We start from the raw sequence: 21,271 nt of genomic DNA, 5'->3' as shown, positions 1-21,271 counted from the left end.
GAGTACTGCTTTTGGGGTTACCCACCTGAAGGCCAACAGCTTGCCTACCCGGCAATTCGCTGTGACCACATTAGGAGATATATCATGTCTGCCTCACCTGTTACGTTAATGGTAGCCCGTCGAGTGGCGAGCGGCCGTTATCACGATTTTAACCGTTGGTTAAACGAAGGCCGCGACTTAGCGGCTGACTTTCCTGGTTATTTGGGGTCCGGTGTTTTGGCACCACCCAATAGCGATGACGAATATCAGATCATTTTCCGCTTTAGTAGTAGTGATACGTTAACAGCCTGGGAGCATTCGGCTTCACGCAATGCATGGCTACAGCGAGGTAAGGGGCTATATGATGCGCCTCATGAGCACCGTGCCACCGGTCTAGATGCTTGGTTTCAGTCTAGCTCGGGCACGACGCCCCCGCGCTGGAAACAAGCCATCGCCGTATGGTTGGCTTTTTTTCCCATTTCACTGTTGTTTAACTGGGTATTTGGCAGTGTTTTAGCGGACTGGCCCATGGTGCCCCGTGTTCTGGTCAGTACGATGATGTTGACGCCTGTCATGGTGTTTTTATTTATTCCACTTTCAACGCGCCTACTTGCCCCTTGGTTGGAAGGGAAATGGTCGCCATTAGATATATTGTCACGTTGGCGTCATGGACATAGAACGTAGTACAGAGTGGGTGAGTGCATGTCCATATTATTAAAAATGAGTTAAAACATGGGCTTGATTTTAATCTGATAGTGCCTTAAGTCATGCTCTTCGGGTTTCTTTAATAAGATAAATAATTGTTAAGCTTCATGGGGTTCAACGCCGCAATAGTGCTAAGCTAAATACGCTTGCAGCAAAAGGATAACTGACATTGGTGCAATGCTAGCGCACCAAGTCGCCCCATGGAGTCGTTATGATCCGCGTTCACCATCTCGAAAAATCCCGCTCCCACCGTATTTTATGGCTTCTGGAAACACTTGGCCTTGATTATGATATTGAGGTTTATCAGCGCGATCCTAAAACTCAGCTAGCCCCGGAATCACTTAAAAAAATCCATCCGCTGGGTAAGTCGCCAGTGATTACCGACGGTGAGCTGACCGTAGCAGAATCAGGGGCAATTATTGATTATCTCGTCAATAGCTATAGTAATACTAAAGATCAACACCTTGAAGAAAACCGTAATGAGTGGGTAAATTATCGCTACTGGCTTCATTATGCAGAAGGCTCGTTAATGCCGCTGTTAGTGATGGGGCTGGTCTTTAGCCAGCTACCTAAGCAGTCTCCGTGGCTGATTAAGCCGTTAGCAAAAGGAATTAGCTCAACGGTGCAGCAGCGATTTATCCAGCCCCAACTTAAACAACATCTAGCCATTATTGAATCGCACCTACACAAACGAAGTAATTTTGCGGGTGACTGGCCGAGTGGGGCCGATATACAAATGAGTTTTCCGCTACAGGCCGTTGCCGCGACACAATCGTTGGCAAGGTATCCGGCTATCGCAGCGTTTGTGGCACGCATTGAAAATGACCCTGCCTGGCAACGGGTTGTTGAGCGCGCGGGCCCCCTTACCATGCCTGGTGGGTAGGTTTATCTATGTTCCAGACGTTGGGCTGCTTCGGACCTCGCTTACCTTCTACTCAAAAGGGTGCGTTGTGCGTTCTAGCCCACGTTATGTCAGGGGCATTACTGCTAGGTGGATGTTTAGTAACAACTCCCGTATCGGCTGAGACACTGACTGTTGGTGTGTACCACAATCCGCCAAAACTCTTCGCTGACGATGAGGGTCGCCCTCGAGGCGTACTAGGCGACCTTTTACAGGCGATTGCCAAAGAAGAGCAGTGGCAGCTGGAAAGTCTTCAATGTGACTTTCAACACTGTCTTACCCTGTTAGAGCAAGGAAACATTGACTTACTACCTGATGTTGCCTGGAGTGAAGAGCGTGCTCAGCGTATCGCGTTTCATGAAGAGCCGGTGATGCATAGTTGGTCACAGCTTTACCAGCGCGAAGGGGCTAAGATCGGCGCTATTTTTGATCTTGAGCAGCAGCGTGTGGCCGTGGTGTCAGGGTCCGTTCAGCAACGCTATTTGGCGGCGGTAACCGAGCGTTTTGATATCAACGTCACTTGGCTGCCCGTGAGTAGTTTCGCTAGAGGGTTTCAGGCAGTTGCGAATGGTGAGGCAGACCTTGTGGCTGCCAATCATCTATTTGGCGACTGGCGGGCTCACGATTATGGGTTGAGTGATACGCCTGTTATTTTTCAGCCAGCGAGGCTGTTCTATGCCGCATCCCCACAACTTCCTGATGAGATACTTAGTCGTATTGATGATGTTCTACGTCGATGGAAACAGGATAAAGGCTCCGTTTATTATGAAACGTTAGGTGCATGGCGAGCTATGACGGGGCCACCCCAATTGATTCCCACGTGGGTATGGTGGGGGACTAGCTTACTTATTTTACTGCTTATTTTAGCGCTTTTAGGCAATGTGCTACTTAAACGCCGTATGAAACTTAGCCGAGAACAGCTAAATACTCATGAAGTGCTATTGGCGACTATTTTAGATAGTGTCGATGCATATATCTATATTAAGTCTTCCTCGCTAAAGTATCGTTACGTTAATCGTCGAATGAGTGAGCTTTTTAAGCGGCCAATAGAAGATATTGTTGGGAAGTATGATGATGATTTTTTTAATGCCGAAAGTGCCAAGGCCATAAAGAAAGTTGATCGAAATATTTTAGATTCAGGGAAGAAAGTCACGATTGAAGAGCATAATATGCTGCAGGGTGAGGAGCATGTACGCACTTTTCTATCGATTAAGATGCCATTAACTACGGCGCCAGGTGAAGCGCCTTGCTTATGTGGTATTTCTACGGAGTTAACTGAGTATCTGGAAATGCAATCTAAAACCCACCATTTGGCGTTTTATGATGCATTGACTGGCCTTCCGAATCGTCGGCGTCTCATGGAATTGTTAGCCGATGCCACGGATCAAAATAATTGCACAACAAACTTCAGCGCAATCTTTATTGTTGATTTAGATAATTTTAGATTGGTGAATGACATTCAGGGCCACGAGAGTGGCGATCAATTATTGATTAATGTCGCCGAAAGTTTGCAAATACATTTGCCCCAGGAGGCAACCGTTGCCCGCTTTAGTAGCGATGAGTTTGTCGTACTGTTAAATACATTAGGTGAACAGCAAGGTAAAGCAACGCACAACGCTGAGCGCCTTGCAAGGCAGCTCTTAGAAGCGGTTGCTAAGCTGCGTAACGACCGGGCACTGCCGATTACCGCCAGCATTGGTATTTCACTGTTTAAGTGTTTGGGGTTGAGTGTGAACAGTGTTTTACAACAAGCAGACATGGCACTTCAACAAGCCAAAGCGGCTGGTGGCAATTCGTTGCGCTTTTTTAATATGGAGATGCAAACCAGTGTGCTGGAGAGGGCTAGGCTTGAGGGGGATCTGCATCAAGCCTTAGAGCGCAACGAGCTGTCGCTACATTACCAAGTGCAGGTCAACCATCAAGGCGTCACTACTGGCGTTGAGGCCTTACTACGCTGGTACCACCCTCAGCGTGGCTGGGTATCGCCAGCCACCTTTATTCCCCTTGCGGAAGAAACCGGGCTGATTCTACCTATTGGGCACTGGGTGCTGAAATTAGCCTGTGAACAATTAGCAAAATGGGCGCAGCAGCCTGCTTATGAGGCACTCACTATCTCAGTTAACGTGAGTTCGGTGCAGTTCCAGCAGCCTGGGTTCGTACGCGATGTAGAAAGCTTGTTAGCACTAACCCAGGCACCGCCGAGTCGTTTGGTGCTGGAAGTGACTGAGAGCCTATTGATGAGCGAACCCACGCGAGTACGTAGCACCATGTTAAAGCTTCGTTCCCAAGGTATTCGCTTCGCGCTGGATGATTTTGGCACGGGCTACTCGTCGCTGAGCTACCTGAAACGCTTACCGTTGGACGAGCTAAAGATTGATCAGTCGTTTATTCGCGAATTATTAACTGACAAAACCGATGCGGCGATTGTGGATACCACGATTCTTTTAGCGGTCAGTCTCGGTTTAACCGTAGTGGCTGAAGGCGTCGAGAAAAAAGAGCAGTTTGATTGGCTTAAAGGACATGGCTGTTACCGCTATCAGGGCTATTTATTTGGCCGCCCGACGCCAATTGAGTATTTATTTGAGGCGTACTAAAAAGCCCGCGCAGCACCTGTTAGCGCGTGACGCGGGCTTGAACTGGTGTCAACCGTTCGTTAACCAAAGACGGCGAAGCTATTGGCGTTAAGCCACATATGCACAATGATACTGGCGACGTAGCCTAGAAAAATAGCCGGTGCCCAGCGGAGGTGGCCCATAAAGGTATAAGCGCCACGCGCTTGCCCCATCACCGCGACCCCTGCTGCCGAGCCAATTGAGAGCAAGCTGCCCCCTACACCGGCCGTCAACGTAATCAGTAGCCAATGCCCGTGGGACATTTCAGGCTCCATGGTCAGTACTGCGAACATTACCGGAATGTTATCGACTACTGCTGACACAACCCCCAAGATAATATTGGCCCAGGTGGCGTTCCAACCGGTGTAAAGCGCTTCGGAAAGCAGGCCAAGGTAGCCCATAAAGCCAAGGCCGCCTACGCACATAACCACCCCGTAGAAGAACAGCAGAGTGTCCCACTCGGCGCGGGCGACACGATTGAAAACATCAAACGGCACCACGCCACCCAACTGCTCAAGCTTTTTATTATCGCCTTGGCGGCTGTAGCGTTCACGCTTGCGTTCCAGTGAGCGAGGCAGGCTGCGACGTAGGTAATAGCCGAAAAACTGTAGGTAGCCAAGACCCGTCATCATGCCGAGTACCGGCGGCAAGTGCAGCAGCGTATGGCACAGCACAGCAGTGGCAATAGTGATCAAAAACAGCGCAATAATTCGCCGTGCACCGCGTTTGAGCCATACATCTTCATAAACGCTGCTGGGCTTCTGATCCTTAATAAATATACTCATGATGACCGCAGGAATCAGGAAGTTTACCAAGGCAGGCAGGAAGAGGATGAAAAATTCCTGGAACTGGATAATACCGGCTTGCCAGACCATCAGCGTGGTGATATCGCCGAAGGGGCTAAAGGCACCACCGGCATTGGCGGCTACCACAACGTTGATACAGGCGAGATTAATGAAGCGTTTATCTCCTTCAGCAACCTTGGTGATAACGGCACACATTAGTAGCGCTGTAGTTAAGTTATCGGCAATGGGAGAGAGCACAAAGGCAAGGCCGCCCGTTAGCCAGAATAGCTGGCGGTAGCTAAAGCCTTTGCGCAGCATCCACGAGCGCAGGGCGTCAAATACACGGCGCTCCTCCATGGCGTTGATATACGTCATGGCGACCAACAGGAACAGCATTAGCTCGGTGAACTCCAAAAGTGTCACACGAAACGCATGCTCTGACGTATCGGACATGCCGTTTTGGACGTACACCCAGCCAATGAGTCCCCAAATAATACCGGCAGCAACCAGTACCGGTTTAGACTTACGCATGTGGATCTTTTCTTCTGCCATTACTAAGGCATAGGCAAGCACGAAGATCGCTACGGCAAAGAATCCGACGGTTGAGGAGGTTAAGTCGATATCTCCAGTCACTGCAAAAGCGGAAGGACTCATGCATAATAATAAGGCTGCTAACAAAAAAGGCCAGCAACGAGAAACTCGGAGCTGGCCTGGGTCATTATGTAACGTCGGCATGGCGTATTTATCCTTATATTGGTTAAAAGGTAGGGGGAATAAGCGGCGTTAGTTTAACAAGTTATATTGCATTGCAATACGTAATTAAACCGAATGAAATGCTTTGATAAGCAAGTTATTACGTCTTTTTTTTGGAAATTATCCGTTTAGCTAATAGTAAAATGGCCAAATAAATGTAAAGAGTTTAATCATAAATCAGATAAACATAATAGATTTACGATATTTGTTGGTCTCCGTCGCTTTGTAGGTATATTTGCGGCTTGTGGGTCGATCTTCAGGCGGTAATAAAATTGAGCAGCATGCGCGACCATATTGATGGCTGCGTTGGTATGGTTGATCATTATGTCGCGTCTAAAGGCTTGGAATTTAGCCTTTGTCATCGCTTTCAGTCAATAAAAACGAGGCCACACAGCTGGCCGTTGGACACGTTAAGGAACTCATATGCACCACTCAATTCGCTCCCTTTATCGCACATTAGGCGTCTCGGCTGCCACGCTTGCCCTTGCCGCTGCGGCAATGACAGCACAAGCAGAAACACGGGTTACCTATAAATCAGCATCGGCGGGAACCGCCTATTACCAGATGGGTGTTGAACTCTCTGAGGCAGTGCGCCAAGGCACTGACGATGCCATTATCCTGACCCTAGAAGAGAGCCAGGGCTCGGTTCAGAACGTGATGGAGGTGATGGCTCGGCAAGGTAACTATGTATTCACTACGCCGCCAGCCTTAGTTGAACAGGCTATGGCTGGGGAAGGGGCTTTTGCCGAGCGTCAGCATCCTCGTTTCCAAGAAATTCGTGGCCTATTTCCTATTCCCTCTATCACCATGCACTTTGTGATCGCAGGCGATGGCGGTGTGACCGATATGGCGGCGCTTGAAGATAAGCACATCTTAATCGGCCGAGGTACTTTTGGCGCTCGGGAAGCTACTCGGTATCTAGAGCTGTTTGGGCTGGAAGAGAAAGTACGTGTTGCTGACGCTTCTATTGGAAGTGGGCCAGATGCGTTAAAAAATGGTCAGATTGATGCCTTTGTGACGGCCAGCTCCTTCCCAACCCCGAATGTTATTGAAACGGCTGCCAGCATGCCAATCACCCTGGTTAGCTTTAGCGATGAGCAGATAGCGCAAACAGGTGCTGCTCGTCAGACGATTCCTGGTGGCACGTACCCTGGCGTGGACGAGGATGTGCAAACCACGTCACTACCGGTCATCGCTTACACGACCACACAAATGGATGACGATACCGCGTATGCCCTGACAAAAACCTTCTGGGAGCGTCGCGATGCCATGGCTGAAGAAACGGCTTGGTGGAGCAGTATCTCGCCCGACATGCTGAGTAATATGACCGGTACGCTGCACCCCGGTGCACTGCGTTATTATGAAGAAGCGGGAGTCGATGTGCCTGACGCTCTTCGATAAAGGCTGCCTTAGCAGCGTTTTTTGGCACTGATAATACGCAACGGTCTGTAGGCCGTTGCGTCGTTTTATAGGGATAGGCAACTCGGCATGCATGCTCTTTTTTCGTCTCAGACGGCTGATAACGCCACACCTAATGCGGTGGCGTCCCCTGGTTGGATTGCGTTAGGTGTCATTAGCGTTGGGTTTCATTTAGGACTGATTTTTTACGGTTTAACGCCCGCCCTGGTGAGCAGGCCATTGCATATGGCGCTACTGCTTCCTTGGGTGTTGATTTATATGGCTAAAACCCCTTTTCAGCGCATTAGTGGCTGGGGGCTGACGCTATTAGGGATAGCCGCTTGCGCCTACATCGCGCTTAATGAAGCCTCACTGGCGAATCAGTATGGCTTTATTGATACCCATCTGCAGATGGCGATTGGTCTTTTCTTAATTATGCTGGCCCTGGAGGCGGCAAGGCGTGCGATCGGTTGGCCGCTGCCATTGGTTGCGCTATTGGCACTGCTTTACGGCGCTTTCGGGCAGTATGTGCCGGGGGCATTTGGCCACCCGGGGTTGCCACTGCAAAGCATGGTGGGTTCACTGACGATTGCGGAAGGGGGGCTATGGGGCTCGCTAACGGGGGTTAGCGTGGGTGTCGTGGCTATCTTTGTGATCTTTGGTGCGGTGCTTAATGCTGGCGAAGCTGGCCAAGGCTTCATGAATTTAGCGAGTGCCGTTGCTGGGCGCTTAACCGGTGGTGCGGCTAAAGTGTCGGTGATTTCGTCGGCGCTGATGGGGTCCATTTCAGGCTCAGCCTCGGCGAACGTTGCCTCTACTGGGGCGATTACGATTCCCTCTATGGTACGTTTGCGCTACCCGCGTTCGTTTGCCGGCGCAGTAGAAGCGGTGGCGTCTTCAGGTGGGCAAATAATGCCACCGCTGATGGGGGCGGGAGCCTTTGTCATGGTAGAGCTAACCGGCACGCCCTATACACAAATCATGGCAGCAGCAACGCTACCGGCCGTGCTCTATTTTCTGACGGTATGGATGGGCATTAATGCCTACGCAACGCGCCATGACTTGCAGCCGATTGATGCCAGCGAGCAGCCAGCCGCCAAAGAAGTACTCATCACATCACTCTTTTTTGCGGTGCCATTTGTACTGCTGTTAGAGCGTATTTTTAACGGCGGATACACGCCTCAATATGCCGCTAGTATTGCGATATTTGCCGGTGCAGCGCTGCTATTGGTCGATGTTACGCTGCGTTTCTCAATCACTGGGTTTGCAAATCGCTTAGCGGATGCAGTGGTGACCGCAGGGCGGCAAATTGCCACCATTGGCGCGATTATTTTGTGTGCCTCTCTGGTGATTGGTGTGCTCTCGTTAACAGGCCTTGGTGTAAAGATCACGTCGGGTATCTTATCGCTCTCAAATGACCTGCTATGGCCTGCGCTGTTGTTAACCGCACTGGCCTGCCTGATTTTGGGCATGGAGGTGCCGACAACAGCAGCCTATGTGATTTGTGTGTCGGTGGCGGGGCCAGCGCTTATATCACTCGGATTAGAGCCGTTGTTGGCGCACCTGTTTGTGTTTTGGTACGCACTGCTTTCGACGATTACGCCGCCTGTCTGTGGCGGAGTGTTTATCGCGGCGGGGATGGTAGGTGAAAACTGGCTCAAAGTAGCGCTTAAGGCCATGGCTTTGGGGATAGGGTTGTACATCATTCCATTAGCGATGGTCGCGAACCCTGACGTTATTCAGCTTGCTTTTAATCCAGCGGGCGCTTTGCTCGATGGTTTAAAAATAGCCGCTGGTTTAACGGCTATTTCGTTTGGTGTCATCGCCCGTAAAGCCATTTGGCTTCGCGTAATGCTCGTGGTGGCGGGTGCCGCTGTTATCTTTCTCGTTTAATGGCGCATGGTTTAAAAACAACGGCGACGTGGCCGGTAATTGGGTGGTGGCATACACCACCCAGGTATCTAGTGCAGGCCCCAGCGACTGCACCAGCTTCAGTTGCTCAGGCGCTTGATTTATGACCTCTTCAGCGCAAATCCCTGCCTCAAAAGTACCCGCTAGCAAGCCTTCTGCCACGGCAACCGTCGTGGGTGCCTCGATAATATCGCCAAAGCTGCTTAAGTCCGTGTAATGGCGGGTAGCTGGTTGAATAGCCACATGACGAGGGGTGGCAATACTACGCTGAGCAACTAACGCTAAAGGCTTGCTGCCGGCAATAAAGACATCAACCGGATAGGCGCGGTGCATATAGCGGCCCACGCAATCGCTGTGGGCAAAGTGAGCAGTGCACTGGAGCAGGTGGCTTACTCGCCCCTCAATCAGCGCTTCAAACGCCTCTTCAAACTGTTCGAAAAGCTGAAGATTCGTGGATGGCTGACCATGCTTCGCTAAATAGCGCAGAGCAATTAATTCATGATTGTTACCGCTAGGGCCGAGGGTGGCAATCTGCACTGCGAGTTCCTTCGAAAATAGTTATGTTGAACGCTAGATAACAGGATAGCCACTCAGCAACGCATTATTAGAAACGTCATCTGGTCTTCAAGCATTAGTGAAGTAGCGGCGTCTGCAAGTCAATTAATCGAAGCTCTATCCACGCAAGGGAAACGTCGGGTAGGCGTTCAGCAGGGTGTCTAGTTCATTGCATACAAAGCGCGGTTCAATCCACTGTGTCAGGTGTTCGTGAACGTAGTGAAGAAAGCGTTGTGCTGACTGTGGAAGGCGCTGATCATTGCGCACGATAAATTGCCAGTGACTTTCAATAGGTAGCCCCTGAACGGGTAACACTACTAGATCAGGATGCTTATTAGGCAAAACGTGTTCAGATAACACTGCAACGCCCATATTGGCTGCCACGCTTACTCGTATGGCCTCGTTACTGGCCATCTGTAATGTTTTTTGCATGGTCAGTCCGTGTTCTTGCAGCCAGCTGTCTAATAACATGCGTGTGGCAGAGCCAGGCTCGCGTAGCAGTAAGCGCTCACTTAGTAGCTGCTCCATCGTCACGGCTTTCTGTTGAGCCAGAGAGTGGTCGGCGGCGGCAATGGCAACTAAGGGGTTGCGCATAAAGCGTGACGCGACCGCGTGAGCAAGCGCGGGCGGGTGGCTAAAGACATAAAGATCGTCTTCCTGGCGCTCAAAGCGCGCCAATACCTGTCGACGATTACCGATATGAACGGTGACATCGACATCTGGGAACGCCTGACTAAAAGGTCCTAAGAGGCGTGGTAAGACGTACTGAGCAGTGTTCACGAGGGCAATGCTAAATCGCCCCTTACTGCCATACTGTAAATCACTGAGCTGGTCCGCAAAGTCATCAAAGCGCCCCAACACATCCCGACTTGCCTGATAAAGCGCTTGCCCTGTGGCGGTCATCGTCAGTCGCTGGGCATGCTGTTCTAACAACGGACTGCCTACCGCTTCCCTGAGGCGTTTCAACTGCTGTGACACGGTTGGCTGGGTAAGGTGAAGCTGTCTTGCGGCTTCGCTGATGGAGCCACATCTAACGACGGTTACGTATACCTGGAGCAACCTAAAGGTCAGATGGCGAATATTCATAGCAACCGCAACTCCTGGGGCGTCTCTTAATGCATCATTATTCGGTAGTGGTGTAGATCAGCTTTATCAACGAATACCTGGCAAGCCATCATCGAAAAGCTAGGCTATTCCTTGCCGTTAATGGACAGGTGAAGACAAACGAGTTTAAACCACATTACACTAAGGTGGCGCACGTTGGGTTGCTCCTCAAGGCCAAGAACATGGCTTTGAATAGCGTTGAAGAAAAGCATGCTGTTATATTCTAAATATTTTTAAGCTAATAACTATAAGGAATTCCACCTATGATGATCCCCTTTTTAACTTCGCGTCCGCTTAAAACGCTGACGGCCAGTTTATGTATCGGCGGGTTGTTAGTCTCTCCACAGGCATTCTCTCAGCAAGCGATCTTGGAAGGTGAGCGCTTTCATCCCCAAGAGAGTAGCCATGGCATGGTCGCTACCAGCCACTTTCTTGCCTCAGAGGTTGCCCGTGATGTGCTTGCTGAAGGAGGCAACGCCGTTGATGCTGCCGTAGTGGCCGGCTTTGCGCTAGCGGTGACTCAGCCCCGTTCCGGTAATATCGGTGGCGGTGGTTTTATGCTGATCTCGGATGAAACAAGCGATGAAGTCATTGCCATCGACTACCGCGAGATGGCCCCTTCAGCTGCCTTTGAAGCTATGTTCCAAGATGAAAATGGCGATGCAGTGACCGAGCGTTCCCGCTTTACTCACTTGGCCGCGGGCGTTCCCGGCACCGTTGCGGGGCTAGCACTGGCCCTGGAAGAGTATGGCACGTTAAGTCTTGCTGAAGCGTTGGAGCCCGCCATTCGTCTTGCTGAAGATGGCTTCGCGGTGCCTCCACGCTTTGTTCAAGGGTTACAAGAGGCCAAAGAACGCTTTGAGCCCTGGGATGCGAGCATGGCCAAGTTCTTCAAGGAGGATGGTAGTGCCTACGAGGTCGGCGATATTTTCAAGCAACCTGATCTAGCCGCGACACTCAGGCGCATTGCTGAACAAGGGGCTCGCGAGTTTTATGAGGGAGAAACGGCAGAGCTGATTGTTGCCGAGATGGAGCGTCACGATGGGCTGATTACCATGGAAGACATGGCTAGTTACGCTCCCATCATCCGTGAGCCCAGCCACGGTACTTATCGCGGCTACGATATTTACGCCATGAGTCCTCCTTCTTCCGGTGGTGCTCATATTGTGCAGATGCTGAATATTCTCGAAGAATACCCTATCGGTGAACTTGGCTTTGGCTCTGCTGAAAGCATGCACCTAATGGCTGAAGCCATGAAGCGTGCTTACGCTGACCGCTCGGAGTTCCTAGGCGATACTGACTTTGTCGATGTGCCTCTGGCCGGTATCACCTCAAAGGAGTATGCCGCCGAACTGCGTAGCCAGATTGGCGACCAAGCTACCCCTAGTGCAGACATTGCGCCTGGCAATCCGAACGACTACGAATCTAATGAAACCACTCACTTTTCCATTGTAGATGACGGTGGTCTGGCAGTTTCAAACACGTACACCATCAACTTCAGTTATGGTTCTGGCATCGTGGTGGATGGCGCGGGCTTCTTGCTCAACAACGAAATGGATGATTTCTCAGCCAAGCCCGGCGTGCCCAATGCCTATGGATTGATTGGCGGCGAAGCCAATAAGGTCGAACCAGGCAAACGAATGCTTTCGTCTATGACGCCCACTATCGTCAAACAAGACGGCAAAAACTTCCTGGTTACTGGCAGTCCCGGCGGTTCACGTATTATCACCACAACGCTACAGGTGTTAATGAACGTTATTGATCATGATATGAATATCCAATCAGCGGTTAGCGCACCGCGCATGCACCACCAGTGGCTGCCTGATGAGATTCGCGTTGAGGCAGGCTTTAGTCCAGATACACTTAACTTGCTTGAAGAGCGTGGCCACACGGTCAGTCAGCAGTCCGCCATGGGGGCAGCTCAGTCAATCATGATCAAAGATGGAATGTTCTTTGGTGGCGCCGATCCTCGCCGCTCCACCTCATCTGCTATTGGCCTTTAACGTTACGTTAGGCTCTTACCATCCCGCCCTGATTGCTCAGGGCGGGGTCTTTCAGGCATCGCGCCTAGTGACTCTTTCATGTCCTTAGTTTAACTACCATCACTGCCTATTAACTATCACCACTGCTTATTAATGAGTCGCGATAGGGTGATGATAACTGCATAGATAATTATCTATGATTTTCTTTTAATATATTATTAGTTATCTAGTGTCATCGCTCGCAAAATGCAGTCTCTTTTGACCCTAGGGAGCAGTGGTGATGCCAGATATTGTGGTGATGTTTTTTTTATTGGGGCTAGTCGCCGGAGCGGTGAAGTCGGACCTTCAGGTACCAAAAGCTACTTACGACACCTTAAGCCTGTTACTAATGCTCACCATTGGCTTAAAGGGGGGAATGGCGCTGCATGGCAATATCCATTGGGGGTTGATGCCAGAACTTACCGGTGTAGCGCTGTTGTCAGCGTTTATACCGCTGATGCTGATGCCGGTGTTGCGCCGCTGGGTGCGTCTTTCCGCCGCCGACAGCGCTAGCATTGCTGCTCACTATGGCTCGGTCAGTGCGGGTACGTTTGCGGTCGCTCTGGCGTATGTAGAAGCACGTCAGTTAGCGGTGGGTAGTGAAGTAACGCTCTATTTAGTCGCTATGGAGCTACCCGCGATTATGGTGGCGATTGCCCTGTTTAGACGCTATCAAGGCGCCGCTGTTAAAGAGAGCACCAGCAAGTTATGGCATGAAACTTTAACCAATCGTGGCGTTATCCTGTTAGCGGGTGGGGTCGTGATCGGCACGCTATACGGGCCATTTCAAGGAGAGGAGGTCACCGCACTGTTTACTGGGGCTTTCAAGGGCGTGCTGGCGTTGTTCCTGCTAGAAATGGGATTAACCGCCGCGCAAACGCTGCGCCCAATGCCGTGGCATCATTGGCGTTTAGTGACTTTTGCACTGGTCACGCCATTGCTGCTGTCACTGCTGGGGATTCTGGTAGGTACGCTAGTTGGTTTGCCAGTGGGCTCTGTGGTGATTCTTGCCGCATTGGCTGCTAGTGCCTCCTATATAGCGGCGCCGGCTGCAATGCGTGCCGCTATCCCTCAAGCGAACATTGGGCTTGCGATGCTAGCGTCACTCGGCATTACTTTTCCTCTTAACGTGATGCTTGGGATTCCACTTTACCATAGGCTATTGGAGTACTTAGTTAACTAACAAATAGGTTGGGCTATCGCCTCAATTTGACTCCCCTGTTATTGGAATAACTTATTGTTTAATTGAAATTTAACGCCAGCTTTTTGCTTATAAAGCTGGCGTTTTTTAGTTTATTTTTCTGTTTTAGTAGGTTTTGTAGATAAATTTGAATAGTTGCTTAACGTACTTAGTTCAGCAGCATTATTTGTTGGCCCATGTGTATTTCCCCTGGAAGCAGCACGAAAAGCCGAGGAATAGACACGTTAAGTCATCGTTACCCTCGTATTCTTTTGTAACAGTGATGTGATCGCAATGCTGTTGAAGTGTTGAAAGTGCGATGACGCATTGTGCTTAATTAGCTGGTATAGATGAAAGGGCAGTATACATCATAGAAAGCATGTCTATTGCTAACGCCTTAGATGATAAATCTCAAAAACTCCTGCTGAACGAAAAACATCGCTGCTGATAAACCTATTAAAAACTCAATAATAACGAGGTCTATAAGATGGAAGATAAACCAAAAAGGGTCCGTCAAAAACCCAGTCTCGGGCTTGCCCTTGTGCCCGTTGTGCTGACACTAATCGCCATCGGGGTACAAATTTTCTATTTTGGTGATTTCACACCACATATCCCGTTGGCCATCGGCCTGGCGATAACCTCGCTAGTGGGAATCAAGCTTGGCTTCCGCTGGAAGCGGATTGAAGATGGGGCGTTTCACGTTATCAACGTGTCTTTGCCTTCGGTTTCGGTGTTGATCTTAGTGGGCATGATTATTGGCGTCTGGATTGCCAGCGGTACCGTGCCCAGTCTGATCTATTACGGCCTTCTTCTGTTGTCTCCGGCTTTCTTCCTTGCCGCGGCGATGCTGATCTGTGCGGTGGTGTCCGTTTCTTTGGGGACCTCCTGGGGAACCGTTGGTACGGTAGGTTTAGCGCTTGTTGGTATCGGCGCTGGGTTTGAAATTCCGATTTACTGGACTGCCGGCGCGGTTGTTTCTGGCGCCTTTTTTGGCGACAAAGTCTCACCGCTTTCCGACACCACCAACCTGGCGGCGGCGGTTACCGGCAACGATGTGTTCTCGCATATCAAAAACATGATGCCAACGACGCTTCCGGCCATGCTGATCGCGTTAGCCATCTATCTGGTGGTGGGCTTCACCATGATTGATGATCAAGCGGCATCTTTTGAGCGCATTGATGCCATCACTGCGTCACTAGACGAACACTTTACTATTTCTATCTGGCTGCTGTTGCCAGCGGTGCTGGTTATTGGTCTAGCCATCAAGAAAATGCCGCCGATTCCCTCCCTGTTTGCTGGTGTAATGGCAGGCGCGGTAACCGCCATGGCGGTTCAGGGAGTAGGTCTGCACGATATCGTTACTTACGCTAACTATGGTTACTCCATTGAAACGGGCGTGGAAGCCATGGACAGCCTGTTAAACCGTGGCGGCATTCAGTCAATGATGTGGACCATCTCGTTGATCCTGATTGCCTTGGCCTTTGGCGGTGCGTTGGAGAAAACGGGCTGCCTGGAGACCATCATCAAGGCCATTATGTCCAAGGTGCGCTCGTTCAAAGGCGTTCAAACCTCGGCAATTGCTACCTCCTTTGCAACTAACCTGGTGGCAGGCGACCCCTACCTATCTGTTGCGCTACCGGGGCGTATGTACGCGCCGACTTATCGTGGCCTGGGCTACTCAACCCTGAACCTGTCGCGTGGTGTTGAGGAAGGTGGAACATTGATGTCGCCGCTCATTCCATGGAACGCAGGTGGTGCCTTCGTCATTAGCGTATTAGGGCTAGGTATTGGCGAAGGTAACGTCGAGAACCTGTTGTATATTCCGCTGGCCTTTGCCTGCTGGTTATCGCCCTTAATCGGTATTCTTTACGCACAGATGGGCTTGTTCTCGCCCAAGGCAACCGATGCAGAGCGTGCCCTGTGGGAAAAACAGGGAGAAGCGATTGCCTCTACCGAAGCATTGGGCGCTGCTGCTGACGCAGCCGTTACTAGCCCGACGCCAGCTCCTAGCTCGAGTTGATCGTCGCTAGTCGTTACGTGTTTTAACCGATAAGACAGCACCCCGGCTTGCGAAAGGCGGGGTGTTTGTCTTTTGAGCTAGGCGTTTTTTGCCGACAACTGAATCGCTGCGACTTGGGTTTGCTTGCGAGCACGCCTGAATAAAACCAGGAGGATAATAATGACTACAACGCATCCAACCGTGGTCATTGGTGGTGGAATCGTTGGTATTTGTTGCGCGTTATATCTGCAAAAGGAGGGGCTCGACGTAACACTCGTAGAGCCCGCTATGTCTGGCGATAGTACCGCTAAGTGGAGCTGTGGGCAGATTGCGGTTAGCGAAATTATTCCTCAGTCCAAGCCTGGTATTATCAAAAAAGTGCCTGGATGGCTGTTGGATCAAAAAGGGCCGCTGGCGCTGCGGCCATCAGCATTACCAGGACTATTACCCTGGATGCTGCGCTTTATCACCCACGCGCGGCGTTCACGCATCGACACTATCGCCCATGAGCTAGCGACCTTAACGCGCTGTGCCTTCCAGGACTATGAGCCCCTGCTTGCGCAGTGCCGTCGTGGCGATTTGATTGGTCACCAACCAACCCTTGAACTGTTTGACGATGCGGCTGGGCTAGCCCATGAGCAAACTTATGTAGAGCTACGCCGCTCACTAGGGTTTGTTTCCGAAACGCTGAATGCTGAACAGATTGCCGCTATGGAACCGGCGTTAGCGGGACGCTTTTCTCACGGTTTGTTGTTGTCAGATTGGCGCACGGTGTGCGATACCGAAACCTTCCTAACCGAGCTTGCTCACAGTTTTGTAGAGCAGGGCGGCAAGCTTGTGCAAGATAGTGTGTCGCGTATTGAGAGTCAGGGAGGGCGTGCCGTTGGTGTGACCCTGGCTAGCGGTGAGAGGCTGCCGGTCGAGCAGGTGGTGGTCGCCGCAGGCAACGGCAGCTCGGCGTTTTTTGAAGCACTAGGCATTAAGGTGCCGTTGATTAAGGTCGGCGGCTATCAGGTATTGCTACCCAACCCTGGTGTCGACTTAACCCACGCCACTTTTTATGCTGACGGCGGCTTTGGTCTGATTCCAATGGAGCGAGGGCTACAGATCGGCGGCACGATTGAGTTTGCTGGCAACCATGCTGAACCGAACTTCAAGCGTGCGGAGATCATTCTTGAAAAAGCCAAGACGATACTGCCATCGTTGAATACGGCTGGTATGGAGTTTGGCGCTGGCTGGCGCCCTTTCTTGCCAGACACTAAGCCTGTGATTGATAAATCGCCACTGCTTGAAAACGTGGCGATGGCTTTTGGTCATGGCCAATTGGGACTAACGCTAGGTGCCACGACGGGGCGCTTGGTAGCTGACATGCTGCAAGGGCGTGATAGCCAGTTGGATATTAGCCCTTTCAGTGCATCACGCTTTACATTGGCTGGTGGTTGATCGCCGGCTGCGCGGTGTGCAGGCTAAGAGGAGGGCCCGTCTCTTGAGTATGAGACGGGCTTTTTATCTATGATTTAGCGCACTTAGTGGTTATGTCCTGCATGACTGCCAAACGCTGCGTTGAACTGCACCATTCCCACCCACTGCTCATCATGCCCTGCAAAGTCTTCGCGGGTCAGTTGCGTGCGTACGAACATGTTATCGCGTACATGCCAAGTGAGCTGTGCGCTTTGCCGCCAGGACGTGTCTTCTGAGACGATCGCGGTAGGGTGGGTTCCCATCACTTTATTGGTTAACCCTAATGCTTCTGCCCGCAGGCCGACTTCCCAGCGAGGCGCAATACCGTAAATAGCGTCGATGTAAGCACCATCTTGTTGCTCAGTGTAGTGGTCGTGTGCATGAAAGTGATCATGGTGTTGCACATGCTCTTGCAGGTCACGTTCGCTATAGAAGTATTCCGCACCTAATTGCCAGTTGCCCTGATAACCGGGTTGCTCCGCATCGTAGTTAAACCGTGCATCTAAGCCTGCGAACCAGTTGTCGCCTTCAGCGGTATGGGCATGGTGGCCATGGTCATCGACACGCACATACTGACGGTTCATGCCCGCAGACGTTCCCAGCGTTAGCTGCTTATTCGCACCGAGATCTGGGCGGTATTTAGCGAAAATCGTGCCCACGCGAGGGCCACTGGCGCGATCCTCATAGCCCCCTTCATCAAAGCGGCTGAAGCCTTCTCCCTCGCCTTGAAACAGCTCGCTACCCAGCGTCAAGGTGCTGTTTGGTGACCAGGTTAGCTGTAGGCCTGTATCGAGCAGACCATGCTCTCCAAACAAATACTCATTGACCAGTGGGCGCTCAACAAAATCCCAAGCGTGAGGATGTCGGCTGTTAATGTAGCCTATATCAGAAAGAAACTTACCGGCTTGTAAGCGCAGGCCGTTAGGCAGCGTACGCGTCGCAATCAAAGCCTCTTCCAGCGTGATATCGTCCTCCGTTAGCGAAACAACGGCCTTGCCCTCAAGGTGGGCGGTTTGCCCTTCGATAGCCACTTCAGAGTGTCCCAGGTTAAATCCATTGTCGAGATCATGGCTATGGCCGCTGTGGTCGTGTCCTCCTTCATGATCGTGACCGCTTTCGTGCCCATGGCTAAAGCCGGCAGGCGAGTTCTCATCTCCTGAAAAGCGATTATGGTAGATGCCTTCGACAACTAAGGTAACGTTGATGCTGTTTTCAGCATCGCTATGTTTATCGTTGCTATGTTCATAGGCGTCGTGCTCATGAGCATGACCAGAGTGATCATGGTCGTGCCCATGATGGTGATCATCTGCATAGACAGAGGAGCTGATAAGCAGAGCAGTGGCAAGCGGTGTAAGCAGAAATAAAGAGCGTGGCACAGGTGTCTTCCCTTAAGTGTTAGAATTAAGCGCACAAAATGATATGTTATATTGTATCAATATTGCAATTGTGCTGAATTCTGTCGCTGCACGCGGCTAGCTTCGAGGGGGTGTGAGGCGTTTAAGAAAAGCTGACCAAAATGTTGACCACACTATGCCTAAACAGGCCATTTTCAGGCCACAGGCACAAAAAAAGCACCCGTAGGTGCTTGATTTGTATAGTCAGGTGGTGGAGGCGGCGGGAATTGAACCCGCGTCCGCCAGCACGCGCCTATTGGCTCTACATGCTTAGATTTCGTCATTTGCTTTAACGCAACTGACTCCGACGATCAGGATTCAGCCACGCGAGCCTTCTAAGTTTAACGATTGATGAGAAGACACCACCAACCGCGGTCCTATCAGCTTTAGCTCGTATCCCATCAGTGATGAATAGGCACATCACCTTTGGGCCAGACAAGAAGCTAACAGTGTTTAAGCTGCTAGCGCGCCTTGAGCGTAGTTTTCGTCATTTGCGACTATTTTTCGTGATGTGGGATTTACGAGATACATCACGCTCTCGGCATGCACCGCAAGGGTTGTCACCAGCGTCGAAACCATGTCGCCCCCTGATTACAGATGAGCATTCTAACGTGCTCACACCGAATTGACCAGTTATGCCTTGTTATGTTCCCGCATTATCCGACCTTTCTGACGGCTCCAGTCGCGATCTTTCTCGGTGGCGCGCTTGTCATGCAGCTGTTTGCCGGTCACCAGTGCCAGCTCACACTTCACCTTGTTGCGTTTCCAATAGAGCTTGAGCGGCACGCAAGTGTGGCCTTTGTCCTGAGTCACCGAGAAAATTTTGGCAATTTCCTTACGGTGCAGAAGCAACTTACGCGTGCGCGTCGGGTCAGCAATTTCGTGGGTGCTTGCTGTATTAAGCGGCATGATATGGCTGCCTAGTAAAAAAGCCTCGCCGTTACGAACCAAAATGTAGGTGTCGGTAAGCTGTGCTTTACCAGCGCGAAGGCTTTTAACTTCCCAGCCCGCGAGTACCAAACCTGCTTCTAAGGTTTCGTTGATATGGTACTCAAACCGAGCCTTCTTGTTTTGGGCAATAACGCTGCTGCTAGGGCCCTTACTGTTACCTTTCTTAGTGGCCATGGAACCTCATCGTTGATCTGTCAGTAGCACCCCCTTCGTTATGTGGGGAGGCGTGATACCATTCAAGGTCTACAAAAATGTTTCCCATGATACGCTTTGGGCACTGTGAAGTCAGCGGAGAGGTCAATGCCAACCGTTAATCGTACCGCCTTGGTGCGGCACACCCCCCAACAAATGTTCGATCTGGTTAATGACTTCGAACGCTATCCCGAGTTCCTGCCGGGGTGTCGCCGTGCGCGCCTGCTAGAGCATGACGAGGCGCATTTGATTGGCGAGATGACCCTTGGACGTGCGGGTGTGGAACAAACAATCACTACTCGAAATGATTTATATGCCCCCGAGCGGATTGAGTTGTCGTTAGTAAAAGGGCCGTTCAAGCAGCTTAAAGGGCGTTGGTTATTTATCCCGATGGGGGAAAACGCCTGCAAGGTCAGCTTGGAAATGGAATTTGTATTTGCCAATCGCTTGCTTAGCATGGCGTTTGGAAAATTATTTCAGCAAATTGCGGGGCAGCTTGTCGATGCCTTCACGAAGCGTGCTGACGAGCGCTATGGCCGTTGATACGTTCGCGGTAGAGGTTGCCTTCGCCTTGCCGCGCAAACAGCGTCTAGTGGCCTTACAGGTGCAGCAAGGCACAACCGCACGCCAAGCGGTAATGATGGCAGATCTACCCAGCCTGTTTCCCGAGATCCCCAGCGATACCTTTGAACAGGCACCGCTGGGAATTTTTGGCAAAGCGCTGCGCCAGCCTGAACAAGAAGCGCTGCGTCCAGGCGACCGCGTTGAGGTGTATCGTCCATTAGAGATAGACCCCAAAGCTGCCCGCCTGGAGCGGGCAAAGCGTCAAGCCAGAGGCGGGTAACTTATTCGGGAGGCATCACTGGCTATGGCGCTGTGGCATTTTCTGACGTAGGTACTCGCTGACTAGGTGCGTTGATGCCGGTGATTGGATCTGCTGTTTCTGTTGCAGGGCCTGCGCCGGTGTCCGTGCTGATCGGCAGATCGCTAGAGAAATCACCTTGCTGTTCAACGTTCACCAAACGTCCCATGTTATCGAACGTGAGAGTTACACGCCGCTGCTCAACATCCGCGTACGCTTTATCAATACGATAAACGTAATCCCATTCTCGCGTGTCAAACGGGGCTTCCAGCAACGGGCGACCCATCACATAAGTGACTTGTTCTCGGGTCATTCCTGGCTGTAATTGGCTGACCATTTCTTCGGTCACCAAGTTGCCCTGAGGGATGTCGCGCTTGTAAACGCCAACGTAGCTGCAGCCGCTAACAACGGTTAGGGCAACGGAAAGAGTAATGATGCGAGTCAATTTTTGCATTTGAGCCTATTCTTCACTATCGTGGTTTCGGTCGATCATACCCGACCTAACCTG

At 51.1% G+C, this 21,271-nt stretch carries 17 protein-coding genes and 1 other RNA gene; 11 read left to right on the top strand and 7 right to left on the bottom strand.

The window, feature by feature from the left end; translation table 11 throughout:
* Positions 1–84: 84 nt before the first annotated feature.
* The 3 genes from CEK60_RS16520 to CEK60_RS16510 all read left to right on the top strand — a co-directional run bounded on the left by CEK60_RS16520 (position 85) and on the right by CEK60_RS16510 (position 4,179).
* Positions 85–663 carry an antibiotic biosynthesis monooxygenase gene (locus CEK60_RS16520; RefSeq protein ID WP_089039944.1) on the top strand — a complete coding sequence of 193 codons (579 nt, stop codon included), beginning with the start codon at positions 85–87 and terminating at the stop codon, positions 661–663.
* Between the two features lie 232 nt (positions 664–895).
* Positions 896–1,567 (top strand): glutathione S-transferase, encoded by a 672-nt coding sequence (locus tag CEK60_RS16515; RefSeq protein ID WP_089039943.1) that lies wholly within the window; start codon positions 896–898, stop codon positions 1,565–1,567.
* An 86-nt stretch (positions 1,568–1,653) separates the two neighbouring features.
* Complete coding sequence (locus CEK60_RS16510; RefSeq protein ID WP_089039942.1) at positions 1,654–4,179, top strand: EAL domain-containing protein; 2,526 nt, start codon at positions 1,654–1,656, stop codon at positions 4,177–4,179.
* A gap of 59 nt (positions 4,180–4,238) precedes the next feature.
* Here CEK60_RS16510 and nhaD read toward each other — a convergent pair whose 3' ends face one another.
* Positions 4,239–5,717 carry a sodium:proton antiporter NhaD gene (nhaD, locus tag CEK60_RS16505; RefSeq protein WP_089039941.1) on the bottom strand — a complete coding sequence of 493 codons (1,479 nt, stop codon included), beginning with the start codon at positions 5,715–5,717 and terminating at the stop codon, positions 4,239–4,241.
* 441 nt (positions 5,718–6,158) lie between these two features.
* Between nhaD and CEK60_RS16500 the strand changes: the two genes are divergently transcribed.
* Positions 6,159–7,136 (top strand): TAXI family TRAP transporter solute-binding subunit, encoded by a 978-nt coding sequence (locus tag CEK60_RS16500; RefSeq protein WP_089039940.1) that lies wholly within the window; start codon positions 6,159–6,161, stop codon positions 7,134–7,136.
* Between the two features lie 87 nt (positions 7,137–7,223).
* Positions 7,224–9,026 carry a TRAP transporter permease gene (locus CEK60_RS16495; protein ID WP_089039939.1) on the top strand — a complete coding sequence of 601 codons (1,803 nt, stop codon included), beginning with the start codon at positions 7,224–7,226 and terminating at the stop codon, positions 9,024–9,026.
* Here the strand turns inward: CEK60_RS16495 and CEK60_RS16490 are convergent.
* Positions 8,931–9,581, bottom strand: coding sequence for a hypothetical protein (locus tag CEK60_RS16490; RefSeq protein ID WP_089039938.1), 651 nt, complete (start codon positions 9,579–9,581; stop codon positions 8,931–8,933). The two genes, CEK60_RS16495 and CEK60_RS16490, sit on opposite strands and share 96 nt — an antisense overlap.
* A 135-nt stretch (positions 9,582–9,716) precedes the next feature.
* Positions 9,717–10,685, bottom strand: a complete 969-nt coding sequence (locus tag CEK60_RS16485; protein ID WP_089039937.1) for a LysR family transcriptional regulator — start codon at positions 10,683–10,685, stop codon at positions 9,717–9,719.
* A gap of 281 nt (positions 10,686–10,966) precedes the next feature.
* On the opposite strand from CEK60_RS16485, the gene ggt reads away from it, so the two are divergent.
* The 4 genes from ggt to CEK60_RS16465 all read left to right on the top strand — a co-directional run bounded on the left by ggt (position 10,967) and on the right by CEK60_RS16465 (position 17,346).
* A complete protein-coding gene (ggt, locus tag CEK60_RS16480) occupies positions 10,967–12,706 on the top strand; it encodes a gamma-glutamyltransferase (RefSeq protein ID WP_089039936.1) in 1,740 nt (579 codons plus the stop codon).
* 259 nt (positions 12,707–12,965) lie between these two features.
* A complete protein-coding gene (locus tag CEK60_RS16475; RefSeq protein WP_089039935.1) occupies positions 12,966–13,907 on the top strand; it encodes a sodium-dependent bicarbonate transport family permease in 942 nt (313 codons plus the stop codon).
* 484 nt (positions 13,908–14,391) lie between these two features.
* Positions 14,392–15,924, top strand: a complete 1,533-nt coding sequence (nhaC, locus tag CEK60_RS16470) for a Na+/H+ antiporter NhaC (protein WP_089039934.1) — start codon at positions 14,392–14,394, stop codon at positions 15,922–15,924.
* A 159-nt stretch (positions 15,925–16,083) separates the two neighbouring features.
* Positions 16,084–17,346 carry an NAD(P)/FAD-dependent oxidoreductase gene (locus CEK60_RS16465; RefSeq protein WP_089039933.1) on the top strand — a complete coding sequence of 421 codons (1,263 nt, stop codon included), beginning with the start codon at positions 16,084–16,086 and terminating at the stop codon, positions 17,344–17,346.
* A gap of 83 nt (positions 17,347–17,429) precedes the next feature.
* Here CEK60_RS16465 and CEK60_RS16460 read toward each other — a convergent pair whose 3' ends face one another.
* The 3 genes from CEK60_RS16460 to smpB all read right to left on the bottom strand — a co-directional run bounded on the left by CEK60_RS16460 (position 17,430) and on the right by smpB (position 19,883).
* Complete coding sequence (locus tag CEK60_RS16460; RefSeq protein ID WP_089039932.1) at positions 17,430–18,740, bottom strand: TonB-dependent receptor; 1,311 nt, start codon at positions 18,738–18,740, stop codon at positions 17,430–17,432.
* 227 nt (positions 18,741–18,967) lie between these two features.
* Positions 18,968–19,346, bottom strand: a transfer-messenger RNA (tmRNA) gene (gene ssrA, locus CEK60_RS16455).
* Between the two features lie 45 nt (positions 19,347–19,391).
* Positions 19,392–19,883: an SsrA-binding protein SmpB gene (gene smpB, locus CEK60_RS16450; RefSeq protein ID WP_009723766.1), complete on the bottom strand. Its 492-nt coding sequence runs from the start codon at positions 19,881–19,883 to the stop codon at positions 19,392–19,394.
* 126 nt (positions 19,884–20,009) lie between these two features.
* Between smpB and CEK60_RS16445 the strand changes: the two genes are divergently transcribed.
* Positions 20,010–20,444: a type II toxin-antitoxin system RatA family toxin gene (locus CEK60_RS16445; RefSeq protein ID WP_038480655.1), complete on the top strand. Its 435-nt coding sequence runs from the start codon at positions 20,010–20,012 to the stop codon at positions 20,442–20,444.
* A complete protein-coding gene (locus CEK60_RS16440; RefSeq protein WP_089039931.1) occupies positions 20,434–20,745 on the top strand; it encodes an RnfH family protein in 312 nt (103 codons plus the stop codon). The genes CEK60_RS16445 and CEK60_RS16440 overlap by 11 nt, the downstream gene beginning before the upstream one ends.
* Positions 20,746–20,767: 22 nt before the next feature.
* Here the strand turns inward: CEK60_RS16440 and CEK60_RS16435 are convergent, their stop codons facing one another.
* Entirely contained in the window at positions 20,768–21,217 is a 450-nt protein-coding gene (locus CEK60_RS16435) for an outer membrane protein assembly factor BamE (protein WP_089039930.1), read from the bottom strand.
* Positions 21,218–21,271 lie beyond the last annotated feature (54 nt).

This window comes from Halomonas sp. N3-2A, assembly GCF_002216165.1.
In the GTDB taxonomy this organism is placed as follows: domain Bacteria; phylum Pseudomonadota; class Gammaproteobacteria; order Pseudomonadales; family Halomonadaceae; genus Vreelandella.
This window is presented reverse-complemented; position numbering and strand designations above follow the sequence as displayed.